This is a genomic window from Flavobacterium sp. B167r (genome assembly GCF_056824315.1).
In genome coordinates, this window is sequence record NZ_CP124859.1 from 5,014,199 (window position 1) to 5,030,942 (window position 16,744).

10 protein-coding genes and 1 tRNA gene are annotated in these 16,744 nt (G+C 33.6%); all 11 read right to left on the minus strand.

Going from position 1 to position 16,744, the window contains the following annotated elements; translation table 11 throughout:
- Nucleotides 1-32 precede the first annotated feature (32 nt).
- The 11 genes from QLQ96_RS21855 to QLQ96_RS21905 all read right to left on the minus strand — a co-directional run bounded on the left by QLQ96_RS21855 (nucleotide 33) and on the right by QLQ96_RS21905 (nucleotide 16,660).
- Nucleotides 33-5,102, minus strand: a complete 5,070-nt coding sequence (locus tag QLQ96_RS21855; protein ID WP_482493234.1) for a DUF5724 domain-containing protein — start codon at nucleotides 5,100-5,102, stop codon at nucleotides 33-35.
- 123 nt (nucleotides 5,103-5,225) lie between these two features.
- On the minus strand, nucleotides 5,226-5,660 hold the full coding sequence (locus QLQ96_RS21860; protein WP_482493235.1) for a hypothetical protein: 435 nt from the start codon (nucleotides 5,658-5,660) through the stop codon (nucleotides 5,226-5,228).
- 159 nt (nucleotides 5,661-5,819) lie between these two features.
- Nucleotides 5,820-6,098, minus strand: coding sequence for a hypothetical protein (locus QLQ96_RS21865; RefSeq protein WP_482493236.1), 279 nt, complete (start codon nucleotides 6,096-6,098; stop codon nucleotides 5,820-5,822).
- Nucleotides 6,099-6,304: 206 nt separating this feature from the next.
- Nucleotides 6,305-9,130, minus strand: coding sequence for a KGGVGR-motif variant AAA ATPase (locus QLQ96_RS21870; RefSeq protein WP_482493237.1), 2,826 nt, complete (start codon nucleotides 9,128-9,130; stop codon nucleotides 6,305-6,307).
- Complete coding sequence (locus QLQ96_RS21875; protein WP_482493238.1) at nucleotides 9,127-9,639, minus strand: hypothetical protein; 513 nt, start codon at nucleotides 9,637-9,639, stop codon at nucleotides 9,127-9,129. The genes QLQ96_RS21870 and QLQ96_RS21875 overlap by 4 nt, the downstream gene beginning before the upstream one ends.
- A gap of 199 nt (nucleotides 9,640-9,838) precedes the next feature.
- Nucleotides 9,839-10,525: a hypothetical protein gene (locus QLQ96_RS21880; protein WP_482493239.1), complete on the minus strand. Its 687-nt coding sequence runs from the start codon at nucleotides 10,523-10,525 to the stop codon at nucleotides 9,839-9,841.
- A gap of 87 nt (nucleotides 10,526-10,612) precedes the next feature.
- Nucleotides 10,613-11,326, minus strand: coding sequence for a DUF434 domain-containing protein (locus QLQ96_RS21885; RefSeq protein ID WP_482493240.1), 714 nt, complete (start codon nucleotides 11,324-11,326; stop codon nucleotides 10,613-10,615).
- 29 nt (nucleotides 11,327-11,355) lie between these two features.
- A complete protein-coding gene (locus tag QLQ96_RS21890; protein WP_482493241.1) occupies nucleotides 11,356-12,153 on the minus strand; it encodes a TatD family hydrolase in 798 nt (265 codons plus the stop codon).
- 252 nt (nucleotides 12,154-12,405) lie between these two features.
- On the minus strand, nucleotides 12,406-13,827 hold the full coding sequence (locus QLQ96_RS21895; RefSeq protein ID WP_482493242.1) for an RtcB family protein: 1,422 nt from the start codon (nucleotides 13,825-13,827) through the stop codon (nucleotides 12,406-12,408).
- Between the two features lie 224 nt (nucleotides 13,828-14,051).
- A complete protein-coding gene (locus QLQ96_RS21900) occupies nucleotides 14,052-16,292 on the minus strand; it encodes a hypothetical protein (protein ID WP_482493243.1) in 2,241 nt (746 codons plus the stop codon).
- A gap of 251 nt (nucleotides 16,293-16,543) precedes the next feature.
- A tRNA-OTHER gene (locus QLQ96_RS21905) sits at nucleotides 16,544-16,660 on the minus strand.
- Between the last annotated feature and the right edge of the window lie 84 nt (nucleotides 16,661-16,744).

A 16,744-nucleotide genomic window follows, 5' to 3' on the forward strand; every position in this document is an offset into this window, starting at 1 on the left:
TTTATAATTAGGAACTCACTTTAAGACTTTTTTTATGCGTACGTTTTATCAATCTGACTTAAAATCGTTGGATCCTGAATTTCGTCGTCTTTAGCAAACAATAAAACTTTAGACATTACCTCAGCCGATTTCGGATCTTCATCTGCAAATGGAAGGAACAAACGTCCTCTGCGCTGCGAATGAATTGGTAGAACCGATAAATACTTACCAGGAAGCTGATGCACAATCGCACTTCCTAAATGCACGCTATAATCTGCCATTTTCCCTTTTATAATCGCATGATTTTCTTTGATTTCAACATTTTTCACTTTAAACAATCTTAATGTTTCTCTCAATAAAACGCCTCTCATTTCGATAGAAGAATGACTTGCTTCTGGATCTACTCCGCCAACATGAGCAACACTTACCACCAAATCAATATCGCGCATTACTTCTGAGAAAATTCTCGGATTGATATCTTCAAAAGCAATATTTTTATAATCTTTTAAAGAATGGAATTCGATCGTTTCTAAAGTCGGACTTTCCACATCTGCTGGCGAAAACCAATCGGCCATTGCATACATTTTTACTTGATAGCCTTCTTTATGGAAAACTTTCTGCAATCCTTCTTCGTAATCTACTTTCCAGCCTCTTGTTTTCAATAAAGCCAAAGTTTGGTTCGGCTGAACTTGATGTCCTGCGTAACGTCTTGAAACCGATTTCTCTTTCAATTCGTCTGGCGTTGGCACATACAATTCTCTGAAAACTTGCTTAAACGGCTGTTGCAATTTATTATCAAAACAATATTTTTGATAATCAACCCAAACGTTATTTTTATGCAAATCAAAACAATGCGCAATTCTAAAAGTCTGTTTTTCGTTTAACGAAATCATTTCTCCTAAACCAGTCACCAAACTTCCATCGACATAAAAACCAATTTTATCATCATTAGAGATAAAAACTAATTTCTCTAGGTGTTTTGAAATAATTGGATGTTCAAAAAGGTTTTGCATTTCTGCGAATAAAAACTCATCGCCACGAATCATACTTTCTTCTAATCCTTTTCTCGAACGTGTCCATTGTTCGCGCATCGTTTTTCTGTAATTCGTTAATTCCAGAATACCTTTGTCTTTTTTGTATTTCGGCGGAATCGATTTTAATTCTTTTCCTGCTTTATACGTGACCAAATCAGCTTTTCCTTCATTATTGATGACCAAACTAATGGTAACATCGTCTAAAACCACTTCGGTTTCTTTCGATAAAATATTCTGAACTTGCTTCGTTTCCATTGCCCAAGTCAAACGAACTGGATCTGGATAACCTGCATTTCTTGCTAAGTTTTCTAACGCTACACGAATTGCTAAAGCCTCGCTCGCCTGTTTCATCGATCCAAATTCTTTACTTTCTTTTTTAAATTGCTGCAAGTATTCGTAACGAGACAAAATATCTTTTTCCGGACTCGCTTTACTCAACGGAACCAATCCGTAAACTCTTAAGTAATCCTGATCGCGTTTGTCTTTTACTTTCGCTGTAACTTCTCTAATTTTCAAATCTCCTGTAATCGTATCAGCGTACAATCTCGCACGTCTGTGACCGTTTCCGTCTGTTACGTATTTTGCAGATTCGTATAAAAGTTCCCATTTTGCTTTTCCTAATTTTTTGTAAGCCGATGAAAACCAATTTTTATCAACAGCACCGTCTTTAAAATCTTGTAAATCTAAAGTCGAAAATCTTGCTGCTTCACTTTCTAATTCTGAATTGGTAGCACTGTAAGACGCTGTTTTAGTATGCGCATGAAACCACCAGATTCCTTCATCTAGCCCGTTCCAATCTAAATAACTGCTGATAAACTTTTGCCATTGCGGTGCGTAAATCGCAGTCTGAATCAATCTTTCTTCAGAGATTTTAGCTTTTTTAATTAAAGCGTTAAAACTTTCCTGTGTATCGGTTTCTAACGGATAACATCTTTTCAATAAGAAACTGAATAATTTCTGTTTCGTTAAATCGGTGTACCTCCACGAATAGATATAACCTTTGTACAAACTTGCTTTTCCAAGCGCTGTAATCAATTCGACTAAGCGGTTTGCGCCAAAAATCTTCTGGAAACTCTGCACCAAATGCGTTACCGTCGTATTAGAATCTCCCCTTTTAAACTCAACATCCAAAAACGTCTCTCTGATTTTATCAATCATCGGAACTAGGAACGGAAACTTCTTGATTAATTCCTCACTTCCATAATGTCTGTAATGTTTGGTTTCGCTTGTTAAAACAGAAATTCTTTCGCTTTCTAAAATACCTTCGTACAATTCGCCTTCGGTAATTAATTTTTGCTCAAACGCAACGCAATACAAGTGAATTGGCGGTTTGGCAAACGATCTGTTTTTTTCCAAACCGTTCAATTGTCTCCATCTGTGCAAATGCCAAACCTTCGTATTTTGCTCTTCTGTCAAATCAAGCAAGCCGATTTTATTCAAATAAACATCAAAAAAGCCTTGACTTTGCCAGCCGTTTCCGTTATTGTTATTGTAATAATACTCGTCTTTTGCAGGTTTATATTCAAACTCGATTACCGATTCTGGAAGATCAGCATACAAAGTACTGCAAGCATCAATTAAGAAATCGGCTTTTTCTTCAAAAACATATTTTAACTGTAATGCATTCAAAATGTTCAGAATAGCATTATCCCAATCGTAACCTCTTTTGTTTTGGTGAGGCAATAATTCTTTATAGTAAAAAACATGCTTTTCTAGAAAATCTCTCCAAATTTTTCTATCGCAATTGCTTACCATTGTCATTAAAAACAAATCTCTATTGGTAAGACCTGATTTTTCAAACCAACCCGACCAAACCTCATACAACGGATAATTGGTTGCCGCTAATTCTGAATTCTTTTCGTCTTTTAGATTTTTTAATTGTCTAAAAGTATTTCCAAGTAAAACAGTCGATTTGCTATTATCGTAGTTTTCAATTTCGTATTCGTGATTTCTATTTTCTTCAAACAATTTATAAAGCTTCGCAATTTCATCTTTAATATGAGACATCGATTTTGAGAAACCGTATTGATGTTCTTTTACCGCTTTAGCATACAAAGAATCTGCTTTTGGTTTTGGAAGCTCATAAGCCGAAATTTCATTTGGCGTAAAAAATCCGTAACCGTTTTCTGCGCTTAAAAGATCTTGCTTTTTTGAAGGCTCTAATTGCTCAATAAACTTGGTTTCTTTCTCGGTAATTTTTGGTCTTTTCAGATAATCTTGAACCCAATCATTAACTTTATCCGTCAATTTATTATTTTTCTGAAGCTGCAACATAACATCCAACATAGACATACGCTGTTCTAAATCGCCTTTTTCTACCGTCTGATCAACAAAATTGATTATTTTCTGATCTTCTTGTTTAATCAGAATCGCCGTTAGGTTTTTCTTTAAATTAGAATTTTTACGTTTAAATAATTCCTGAAAAATCGCCAATTCGTCTTCCGTTAAACTCAAATTATTTAAAACATTAATCGCCGAAGCCACAAGAGATTCTCCTCTATCTTTTAAAATGCGCAAGGCAAAATTTCTCTGGAATTCAGTTGGTTCTGTTTTATCCTTATTATTGTTTTGATTACTGTAGAAAGAATAACTGTAATAATTTCCCAATAAATTTCTAGTCAGTTTCTCTCTTAAATTGATCGAGAAACCTTCAAAATGTTGTAAAACTACCTCTAATCTTTCGTTGTTGTCGCCAACCAAATTAATCGCTGCGGCATAAAGTGTATCTCTTTCGAACTTCGCATTCAGCCATGAAAATACTTTTCCTTCAAAAGTTTTTTCTTTCTCCGTAATACTTTGCGCAAGATTGTAAACTTTATCGAAGAAGTTCGGGTAATCTGCATTTTCAATATAAAACTTCGATTTTGTATTGGCTTCCAACAAAGAATTCATTCTCGGAACTGCGAATGCTAAAACCTGCAGATTTTCATCTTCTAATGCTTTAAAATACAGCGGCATTTCGATATAAGGATCGCTAGTTTCTCCAGCAAATTTCAATGCCAAAGATTTCTTTTCAGCCGAACCTTTTTCTAATAATTCATGCAGATACGGAACTGTTTTCTCCACATCCAAAACACCTTGAACCCAAAGTGCCATATAAACTTCGTTGTTATTTTTGCTTTTTACGCCAGTCGGAATCGTTTCTGGTTTTGAAAAATAGCCGTAAGCCAACTCGATAATATTACGAACAACCGTTTCTTTTTCAGAATCCCAACCTAAACCTGTCCACGTATCAATCGCTCTTACTACTGATGAAAAACGAGTCAGTTTATTGTCGATCAAAACTTTAATCATGTATTGCAAAGCTCCGATACTTGTTTCGTCTAAAGCTTCCAGAATTGTCTGGCGCAAACCTTCCTGACGCTGAGCCGCAAGAAGCAGCTTTTCTACCAACTCCCAGTTTTGTTGTTTTTCGCTGTTTAAAAGTGCTTTGATTATATTTCTAGACACTTTTCCGTGAGCATCTTTATTGAAAATAATATCTTCAAATAATTGATAAAGTCCTTCTTTGCCAGAATCTAAAGCGGCAGACCAAACCATGAATTTATTGTTGGTATTTGAAACCTCGGTATCGTAACGAATTTCGTCTTCAATACTCAAATTATAATAAAAAGTACTGCTGTCCTGATAATGGTATTTGTAAGTTGCGTTTAACAAAGAACGCAGAAAATTAATCTGATTGACAAGCAAATAACTTTTATGATTTGGTGCTCTAAAAGCTCTTCGCGTATAACCACTCTGATACATTTTTTGAGGCAATCTGCTCCAAGCTTCTTTTACGTACACAGCATTTTCTTCGCCAAAAAAGAAAAGCAAAAGGTCGTAATACTCTTTATCTTCCCACATATTCTCTTTTACCAAATCGGCAAATTTTTCGGCTTCTTTAGAACCGAGCGAAATATAAGTGCTGTAATAACTGTCCTGAAGTTTTAAGAGTTCTAGACCAAACTCCGCCACTTCTTTTTTTAGTTTTGTTTTAGAAAGTAATTTCGTAACCAGATTGCTGTTTACAATTTCTTCCAGTTCTTTTTTAAATCTCTTTATTGGATTTTCAATTACTTTACTTTTTAAAAGATCTTCGATCGTCATGATTTGATATTTTAGATTTTAGATTGCAGATTTTAGATTTTTGTTGAGACGTAAAATGTTAGATGTGAATTGTAAAAAGTTTTCACATTTTACATTTTACAATTAACAATTCACCATTAAAATTTACCAATAACTTCCCGCCAAGAAAGTCAGCCTGATAAAAGTGAGGTTTTTATTTTGAGACAAATCGATTTGTTCGGTTAGCGTTTCTAGCTGATCGTCTCCGTAGAAAACAGCGTACATTCCGTCTTCGAAAGCTTGAATGGCATTTTCCTGCGCTTTGGCCAAATCGACTTGATTGTGATTGTACAGCGCGCCGAAACCCACTTTTCCGGTATCGGTAAGAATGGGCAAATAATTTTCTTTTGGAAGATGGATTTTGTCTTCGTCTTCAAACTCAAACGAAGCAGCACGGAACAATTGTACCTGATGATCGACAATCGATTCTATGAGTTTTTGTGTAGTAATGACAGGATTTTCTATCGCCAAAGCGATATTTTTCTCCTGAAGAAGCGGATGTTTTTTTCCTAATTGTTTAACTGAGATGCTTATATTCATCTTTACTGGCTTTTATTTTGAAGCTGTAAAATAAGAATTTTACAGCAAGTTTTGCTTAAAAGAACATCTTTTAAGTGTTAAAAAATTTCGCGAATTAAAAGTACAATTTGATTGCAAAAAAATACCCCACCAATTGGTATTGGTAGGGTTTGAGTTTTTTTATTGCATTGTTTTTAAACTGGCGCAAGCCTCATAAATTTGCCTCTCTGAAAACGGAGCCAAAGTTTCTGCCAAATTTCTGCTTGTTCGTAAACAGCTTAGCATTTTTTGCCTTAACCGAATATCATCGCCATATTCAGTATACATGAGAAGCTCGAAGACTTCCTGCAAATACATTGGCTGTTCTTTGTACTCTTCATCAAACATTTCGTCTGAAAGGAAATTAAGTACGGATGGCACTACATCACGATGTGTTGGTTTGTGATTTTCTTTTTGCATAATAGAAAATTTTAGATGCACGAATACCTCGCTTTAGGTGTGCAAAACATTCAAAGGAATGATTTAGGACAGTTTCCTGTTCCTTCACCGTGACGAGGTATTCGTTTATGTTAACTTTAAAAAAGTTTAAGGATTACTCCTTTGATTGTTTTGCATCGCAAATATATACTATTATTTAAAAAAAAGAAAGAAAAGGATTACTTTATTTAACGTTTTCTGTTTTTTCGTCTATTACCTAAACCTAGTCTATACTTATAAAGAAATGCAAAAGAATATTTGGTATTACCTCCAACTGGTCTCCTTCTAATTATACCATTAATTATTAATAATTCCTCAAGTTCTTTTATACTTTCATTCAATGAGTACTCATTTTTAACATCTAAAAGAAGTTCGTAAAAATCCTTTTGCAAAGATTCATAATATTTGTATTGATGATTATTATCAATATAATCAAATATAATTTCTAGATTTTCATTCCCTTTTTCCTTGATTAAATCATTAAAGTGATTATCTACTGCCTTTCTTCTCACACTTTTTTCAGTATAATATTTACTTGGTAAAATTGGAGTAAAATCACTATTATTACGATCTAAATTGTAACCTTCAATTGATAGTTTTAATAAGTCAATAAAAGGTCTAAGGCTAATAGTTTCGTCTGCATTCATTACATTTTTATAAAGCCAATCATATGAATCACCATGCGCTTTAAAATCAGGATATTGTCCAAAGAAAACCCAACATAATCTTCTTAAAATATATTCTTCTTGATTAATTTGCTTTTCATTTTGGAAATTTTTCGTAAACTTTCCTATCCAACCAATATCATCATTGCTTATAGATTTAAAATCAAAATTATTAGTTGCTAAAATAAAATTATCCTTTGCGTATAATTTAACCAAGTTAAAAAAGTAATTAAAAATTTCTTCCTTCGTCCATTCAATTGAAATGCTTTTATTAATTAACTCTTGGCTATTATTAAGTCCTCTTATTTTTTTAAACAAATCAGATCTTAGAAATAATTTCGAATGAATCCTTTTATAATTCGAATAGTTCCAAAAATTAATTAAAGGCGCGATCTGATCAACCCATTTTAATGGTTGAACCATTAAATCTAAATTATCGTAAATCACTATCAAATTTATTTCTTTGGAATTGAGCGATTTATCAAGTTCTTTTAAGTCTTCTTCTACTTTAATAATATTATCAATTTCAGATATGAAATGTACTATTTTCTTGATATTTATAGTATTATTTTCGATAGTAAAATCTGAACTAATTTTAGACTCAAAAGTTATATTTAATTCGGCAATTTTGGTCATTATTGCTTTCCATGAATATACTTTCCAAAACTTAGTATAAAAATCACCAATTGAATCTATTTCATTTAAAAAAGATTCAAATCCATCCGTATTTATAAAATACTTTGTTTTTTTATCTACTAAATGAAGAAATTGAATTTTTAAGGTTGGCTTTTGAGCTATTTTTTGTAATTCAGCTACAATTGTTTTATTTTTTAATGCTTGAAATAAATAAGATTTTCCAGTGCCTTTATTACCTAAAATTAAGAATTTATCAAAATTAAAAAGATCCTTCATAGAATCTCTATAGAAAAATTTTCCACTTTCAAGCTCTATATCAAAATTCAATGAATCACTATCCCCATACAAATTTGGCCAATTGTTATCTAATGCACTAAGAATTTCCTTTTGAATTAATTCATCAAGAGAATAAGTCAATTCCTCAACTTGAATGTTTTTATTATTAACTTGATAATTTTTAGTAACTATTTCTGGAATATCAACATCTTTCGTATACTCTTTCATTAAGTCATTCAATCTATCAGAGACATCTCCGTAACCTCTATTGAAACGATTATTATCTAGGGAGTCAATCCAATTCCTTCTTTTTTCCCTGCTTGTCCCTATTTCTGCTATTGCAACGTCGTAGTTAAAGAAAAACAAATCTGGAGTGAATAACGAATCATCTAATTCATCATCAGATGTCATATTGATATAGTCATTTACCTTATCTTTAAACTCATCCTCAAAAAAATCTATATCTGAAAATGAATTAACAATTAATGCCCTAAATTCATTTCTTCTTTCTGGAATAGATTTAATGCTATCAATAAATTGATAAATTCCAGGCAAATTTTGAACACTATTACTAAAAAAACCAACAACATGTGATGCCAATTTTAATCCAACTATTCCAAACATATCAGTAAAACCAGTTCTACTATCTATAAATATCGCATCAGGTTTATAAGTGTTTTCAATCTTTTCAATTAAATTTTTAAATTTATTAATTATGTTATCTTTTGAAGAGAAATCTAATCTTGATAATCCTTCCAAGTAATGGGCCAAGTGATTTTCAAATATAATATTATCAACATTCTCAATATTCAGATTTCCCGCCGGAAATATTCTAATTTTACCATCTTTCGAAAATCCCTGAGAGGCTTCCCATGAATAATTATCTAAATTGATTTCATCATCAACTTCAACATCAAAAAAATATTCAATTAATCCGTTTTGATATCTCGGTGCTGCTGGGTTTTCTAAAAAAAAATTTGAGAATCCAGGGGCTTCAAAATCACAATCTAATATTATTATTTTCTTATTATATTTTCGCGCTAAATGTGTAGCAGTTATAGCTAAATGAGTAGATCTTCCCATTCCTCCTTTATAACTATAATATCCTATAATTGGAGTTTTGCTAACATAATCACTTTCTGCATTTAATAAATTAGTAAGTTTTCTTCTAGAATTTTTATAGTATATCAATTCATCTTTTTCTTGAAATAAATCTAAAAAATATTCATCTTCTTCCAACTCATTCGGTTTTAGCTTAGTGAATTTTATATAAAATTTTGACAAATCTTCTTTAGTAATATTATTTTCAGAAACAACTACTACCTGAATAGTATTAGTTTGACTTAACTGTATAAAATACTTTTCAATATCATTTCTCTCTTTTAATAATTTTAATTTTTTTATAATTTCATTGAAAACATCTAATATAAGTATCATGAGAATCTTAAGGTTATTTTTTTATTAATATCTTTAATTGTTTCTATATATTTCTTTATTTCATTATATTCTAAATCAACTTGCTTTATTCCTTTTTTACTCAAATTTAAACTATAACGAATTTGCACATCCCATGAATCAAAAAGTTTAACAACCTCTTTGTCGAATGTATTCGTTCCAAAATATGGTATATCAGTGGAAAAAGTTAAACCTTCATTTTGACACAGAATATTAAGTTGGTCAAAATTATGAACCTTCCATTTTTTTTGAAACTCTAAATTTCCGTAGTTATATACATTTTCATTAGAATCTAGGCTCAAATGACTAAAGAGAGAAAATTTATAAAGAAATTCTATCACATATCCCCCTAAATAAAAAGTTTTATAAAGAATCTGTTTCTGATTAACTAACTTTTCTGTTTCATAGCTTTTTAACAAAATCTCACAAACATTAATATTTCTAATTGCTGCTTTTCGAAATTCTATATAAGACAAAGTTTTATCTGACATAAATTATAAATGGTATTAGTACAAAAGTATGGTTTATATTTAAATATCATAAAAAAGTAAATTTATTTCATTTTGTTTCTTTTGTATATATTTTTTGCTAGTCTTCAAATATATACAAACAAAAAGCCCTCAAACCAAGTAAAAACACCTGATTTAAAAGCCAACATTTTTTTGCCACAAAGGCATTATCATTAAAAAATTATTCTTCCAGAAAATCTTCTAAAAATCCAATAAACTTTTTCCCATCTGCAGACCATCGTAAACCTTGGCCATTTTGCACTCTTATTTCGTACACCAAACCATGTTTATAATGAAAGAAAATATTCCACCATGTTTTATGACTTATAATGTAATGAATTAGTTCTTTAACTTTTTCTTTTTTCTGGGTTGTATTTCCTTTTATTTCTCCAAAAATACTGTCCTTTTTTCTACCAACATGTTTTTCCCAAGCTCTTGCTGCAATTGAAATTTCTTTATTGAAAGGTTCAAAACAGCTTTCTAAAAGAATTTCTTTTTTAGGCGGAATTCCTGTTTCATCTCTTTTACTCGCTGGTGTTAATCGCTGACCTAAAATAAGCAATAAAACTTCAAATGGCGTTTCTTCAAAAGCAAAAACCAAACTTGCCTGCAACTGATCTGAATTATTTTTAAAATTCTCCAAAACAGTTTTAAAATAAGAAATAGCATCTTGCAATGAAACCACAATTTCATCCTTAAAATAAGGCAATCTCGAAATTTCTATTTTCTGATTGTAAAACGAAATCAGGTTTTCTGAAAAAAGACTCAGATTTTCATCTGTTAGAAACAAAGCATATTTCTGTTTCCAGTCTAGATTTAGATCCGGAATTATTGCTTTTATTTCGTTAAAAAGAAGATTTGGATTCATTTTTTGCGTTAATCAAATGTCCCGATGGGACATGCCTTGCCGATCATTATTTTTTTCTACCAACGAAATGTCCCAATGGGACATATTCTAGCAATCTATTACTGTTTCTTTTCCACTCATTTGCGACAGCATATATTTCATCAAATTAAAATTAGCCTTCGCATTATCCAAAATCCAAGCATCAGAAGTTACAGCAATATAATTACTTTCAGCCATTACTTTGTCGGGATTGTTTACTAATTGCACTTCCCAGTTCAAATTATTGTTCAAAGCAATTTCTTCTATTATTTGCTTTAATCTTCCACTATTTGAAACAGGTTTGTCAAATAACCAAAGTGCTTTATTAACTTTTTCATTTCTAAAAAAAGCAGCAATCATTTCAATTGCCTCAGAAGTTTGTTTTACTTTTTTATAAGTTCCATAAACACTTGACAAATCTCGGATAAAACCATCTTGTCCTTTAAAAACATAAGCATTTGATAAAATACTTTCGAGTAAAATCAGAACATTAAATCCGTCAAAACAAATCTCTTTTCCTTCCAAATCCTGACTCTGAATTTCTTTTGATTTTCGGTCTTCAATCTGTTCTTGAGAAGCACTCATTCCGCGAACCGCCTGCTGCTGACGCGCATTTAAACGATAACGGTTTCCAACTAAAGCTAATGTCGATTTTTCGCCATATCCTCGGCTTAAAAAATAATGCATATCGGTTACGGCTTCTTTTAGTTTTAACTGCATTTTTTCAGTTCCAAACAAAGCGTCGTCGCTTGCTTCTTTTCCTCGGTTTTTGAGATCTGTCATTGATAAAACTTTTCTATTTCAATTGGGTCCTAAATATTAAAAAAACTTTTCGAATTCCTCGTCGTTTCCTCCGCAACTTTATCCAAAGCAATTCCTTTAAACTGTGCGATAGTTCCCGCTACATAAGGCAGAAAAGACGGTTCGCATCGTCGTTCGTGGTATTTCTTCAAAAGGCTGTTCGGAACGTTTTTAGGAAGCATAAACGGCGCATCGGTTTCAATCATCATTCGGTCGAGCGGTACGTACTGAATGACTTCTTTTAAATGGCTGAAACGTTTGGCATCTGAAATCGCTCCCGTAAAACCGAGATAAAATCCGTTATCGAGATAGGTTTTAGCTTCTTGCAGCGTTCCTGTAAAACAATGCACAACGCCTTTTGGCAGTTTTGGCAGATAGTCTTTTGTGATATTCATAAAAGAACTAAAAGCGGCTCTCTCATGCAAAAACAAAGGTTTCTGAACTTCAATCGCCAATTCTAACTGCGCTCTATAACATTCTTCCTGTTTGTTTCGGGGCGAAAAATCACGATCAAAATCGAGTCCGCATTCTCCAACAGAAATTACGTGTTTCTGCTGTAATAAATTCTTTAGTTTCGAAATGCTCTGCGCATCAAAACTCTTCGCATCATGCGGGTGAATTCCTGCCGTCGCATACAACACGCCTGGGTATTGTCGGGCAATTTTAGCCGATTCTTCGCTATTTCGTACGCTCGTTCCTGTGAGTATCATTTGCGATACGTCGGCATCTTGCGCGTCTTGTACAACATCGTCTATGTCGTTTTGGAATTGTTTGTTTGTTAGGTTGATTCCTATGTCTATGTATTTCATTTTTTAAAGTTGCTAAGGTTCTGAGGGGCTAAGATTCTAAGTTTTTCCCCTCTTTACCTTGAATTATTTTTTTGTTTTTTGGCCACTAAGGCGCTAAGACGCAAAGTTTTTTTTTCACGCAGATTCTACAGATTTTAGCAGATTTACTTAGATTTTTTTTAAAATAATCTGCGACTATCTGCTTAAATCTTTTTAAATCTGCGTGAAAAAAAAACTTTGCGCAATATCTTGCCTCTTGCTTCTTTCCTCTCCTTAGTCTTCTCGACTCCCATCATCCGCCATTCTCACTAATTTAGGTGTAAACTTGGCTACAACATCAACTAAATCTTGCTGCGCTTCCATCACTTGATTGATATCTTTATACGCCATTGGAGCTTCGTCTAGTCCCGCACCGATAAGCGTAACGCCATGATCTCTCAAGATGGATTTCATTTCATTTTTTGTAATGTTTTTTATAGCCTGAGTTCTGCTCATTTGTCTTCCTGCTCCATGCGAAGCCGAATTAATGGCGTTCTCTTCGCCTTTTCCTCTCACCAAAAATCCTGGCGCGGTCATACTTCCCGGAATGATTCCCATAACGCCTTTTCCGGCTGGAGTTGCTCCTTTTCTATGCACGATCACTTCTTCGCCGTTCCAGATTTCTTTCCAAGCGAAATTATGGTGGTTTTCGACTTTGGCTAAAATCGTTGCGCCTAAAGCTCTTTCCATTTTATTATGGATAATCTCGTGACAAGCCGAAGCGTAATCTCCCGCCAAATTCATCGCCAGCCAATATTCCTGACCTAATTGTGAGTTCATATCCAAATAAGCCAAATTTCTCGCCACTTCTGGAAGTTTACATTCGTCTTTGGCAATTTTAGTGTAATGTCCAGCGATTGTTGCACCCATTCCGCGTGAACCAGAATGCGTCAATAAAGCGACATATTTACCTTTTGGAATATTCAAAACTGCATCTTCTTTGGCAAATTCCATAATTCCGAATTCCACAAAATGGTTTCCACCACCCGAAGATCCTAATTGCGACCACGCTTTATCTTTCAAATTCTTCACAAACGGATTCATATTGAAAGTCTCGTTCTCCAAAACCGCATGATCTGATTTGTACTGACCGTGAAATCCGTGTCCTGCTCCGAAAATCGAATTTGTGATTAATTCTCTTTTGAATTTAGCTTCGTTTTCAAAGTAAAAATCTTCCGGAATATCGTAAACCGACAAAGCCATTCTACAACCAATATCGACACCAACTCCATACGGAATAATAGCGTTTTTAGTCGCAAGAACTCCGCCAATCGGTAATCCGTAACCTTGATGCGCGTCTGGCATTAAAGCGCCTGCAACCGTAACGGGAAGTTTCATCGCAATCTCCATTTGTTTTCTTGCACCGTCTTCGATATGATCTAATCCGTACGCCGAATATGCATTTGGGTTTTCATTTAAAGCAATAAAATCTTCTGGTTTTTCATTGGCTTTTTCGATTAAAGCAACACCCAATTTGCTAAATACTTTATCGTCTATATAATTTTCTGGAGCTTCGAGAACGTTTTTAAAATTTGTTATCATTTCGTCTCTAGTGAATCCGTTTCTTTTGCTGTTTATTTTTAAGGCGATTCCGATTATTTTTCCTTCTGGAAATCCTAATTCTAATATATCTGTACCGTTTATTTGTGTTTTCATTTTTTTTCTTTTTTAAGGGACAAAGGTCTAGAGGTTTATAGGTGCAAAGGTTTATTATTACTGCGCAGTTATTTTGCGTAGATTATTTATTTCACGCAGATTTTGCTGATTTTAGCAGATCTAGACAGATTTTTTTTAAATAATCTGCGTAATCTGCTTTGATCATTTTTAAATCTGCGTGAAACCTTTGCTCCTTTGCTCCTTTGAACCTCTGTCCCCTTTTTCTAATCAATTAACAATTGCGTCACAGCAGCTGAGTTCATCGCCCATTGCGCTGTGTACACCTCATCAGCGATTTCATTTTCGGTGATTGTTAAACCTTGAGCTTCCGCTTTTAGCTGCAATAAATTACCGATATTCAATTTGCTGTTTAATTTTGCCAATAACGCCTGAACTCCTTTAGAATCCAAACCTCCAACAACCTGACCTCCGAACGTCATCTCTAACCAAACGATTTCTCTTTTGGCAACATCCAACACTCCAAAAACCAAACCTTTGGCAACATTTTGCGTCACACGAACCTGATGATCTACACACGACGGATCGTACGCAACACCTGTTTTCTCCGAAATTCTCATCGGATATTTGCTGTTCATCCAACCTACAACTAGATTTGGCGTAATACTTCCGTTGCTGTACGCATTACAGGTAAAAGTCACAAATTTTGCTTTCGCTTTCGCTAATTCCTCGATGTTGACATTGATGTATTCAGCAGTTCCAATTTTATTCGGAATACTTCTGATATCACCGCTATGCTGACAACCTGTTGTGTTTAAACGGCTGAAAGAACAAATATCTGAGCTGTTTTCGTAAGCGATATGACAGCTTAAATCCATATCTAAATGTTGCGCTGGCAAAGCTGCACCCCATTGCATAAACAATCTAACTTCGTTTCCTTCAACTGGGAAACGTGTTCCCATTAAAGCAACTGGCAAATCTTGAACTGTCTCGCTTCGATCTCCAATAGAAACCGGAATATTAAACAATTGCGGATCGATATAAATTGTTTTATTTGAATTTGAAACCGATGAAAATCGTTTTTTCATCGCCAAAATAGTCAAGTCTTCGATTTGATTTTTCATTGTTTCCAACTGATTATCATCGTACAACTTTAACAACTGATTTGATCCTACACGTTTGTTTGTTCCACCCAAAGGTTTCACACTTCTCTGCATGTTTACATCAAAGTAATTTTGTGCATACATGTTTAACGTAAACACCAATCTCGCTGGAACTTTATCAATAATTTCTTCAAAATGAGCGATTGTTTCATCGGCACCAAACCATAGCATATTCGAAAATAACGAACGAGCAAACAATCCTGGACGTTGTTTCAACAAACCGAATGTTTTATCGGCATCAAATTTCAATCTAGACGAATTCACTTTGCTTTGCCAAACATCGTACACTTGGTTGTAGAATACATCCATTAAAAAATTCAATTTCTCAAATCCTTTTCTTTTGCTGTATTCTGCCAAACGCAACGCTCGGATAAAACGAACCCACATTCCTCTTTTTGGATGCATAATTTCGCACATCGCTTCTACATCCAAATTCATGTTATTCAACCAATTTGCAACCATTAAACATTCTTTTCGAGAATATTTTAGTTTCAAATCTTTTTTAGATGCAATTCTTGCTTGCGCGCTTGTATCCAAAGAATTATGAAAATGCTGACCGTTTTTAGTCGCTCTTTTGATAATCGTTTTTGGTTCGATAATTTGCAGCATTCCAGTATTTTTATACCATAAATAACGCAAAATATCAGTTGGAGTTTTCAAAAATTGAGAAGCTAAATCTTCATTGCAATTTTCAATCAAAAGATCGATCACAAGCATTAAAGTTTCCTTCATTGCGATTTCTGTTTTAGGCAAAGCCAAATATTTCATTGCCATTTTTAAACTATCTACCTGAGTAGCGTCTAAAGCTGTTCTTGACTGTAATAACGAAATATAAAAGTTCTCTAAATCTTTTTCATTCCATAATTCAAGGACTTTCAATTTGCTTCCTTGACCGATTTTTTCCAGTTTTCCAAATTCAAACGGAGTACCGCAGAAAGGACAACCGTTGTATCTTTCTAATGGAAAAGTATGATCTGGAATTGTATGTCCGCATTGTAAAGCTGTTCCGTTTTTAGTTTGGAAAACATTTCCGAAAAACGTGATGATATGATCGATGACAGATTCATTTGTTGGCACATTCCATTCTTTCACCAATGGCGTCCAGTTTTTATCAGTTCCTAAAACTTCTCTTAGCACTTCTAAAACCTCGATTTTATAATTTGGGCTGACGTTATTTAAAGCATGCAGTAACGTTTCAGAAAACGTATATCCCAATTTTGAAACATTGGCTGCAAAAACCGATGTTATTCCTGATAAATTTTGGTTATCATTCGCAATCCTTTCTGTTGGAATGAAAATAGCGTTCTGACGCAAACTGATTTTTAATAATTCTTTTGTTTTCATTTTTTTTTAATTTTTAAAATTTAGATAATGGTGCTTCTGAGTTCTACCTTAAAGAGTGTTTGAAGTAAGAAGCACTTGACCTTAAATTCGAGTGTAATTAATTAGCTAGCAAATTTTAAGTCTGTGGGTTTCCCCGAGAAGTAAGCTAATTTTGACCCTCGTTTTTTTTATTAATGATGATTTTAAAACTTGCCGGACTCGAACCGGAAAAACCAATTTTCTAGACGTAAGTTTTAATTGACCATTAATAGTGAAGCAGATGGGATTCGAACCCACGACACGGACATTAGAAGTGTACGAAGTAAGTTTGGATTGACCTTTTAAGGATAATTTCAAAACTACCTGCTCTACCGCTGAGCTACTGCTTCAAATATTGAATAAAAAGGTAATGGTGTAAGTAGTACGTGGAAAGTGTTTCGAAGTAACTCAAACTTGACCTGTTTTTTTTCAAT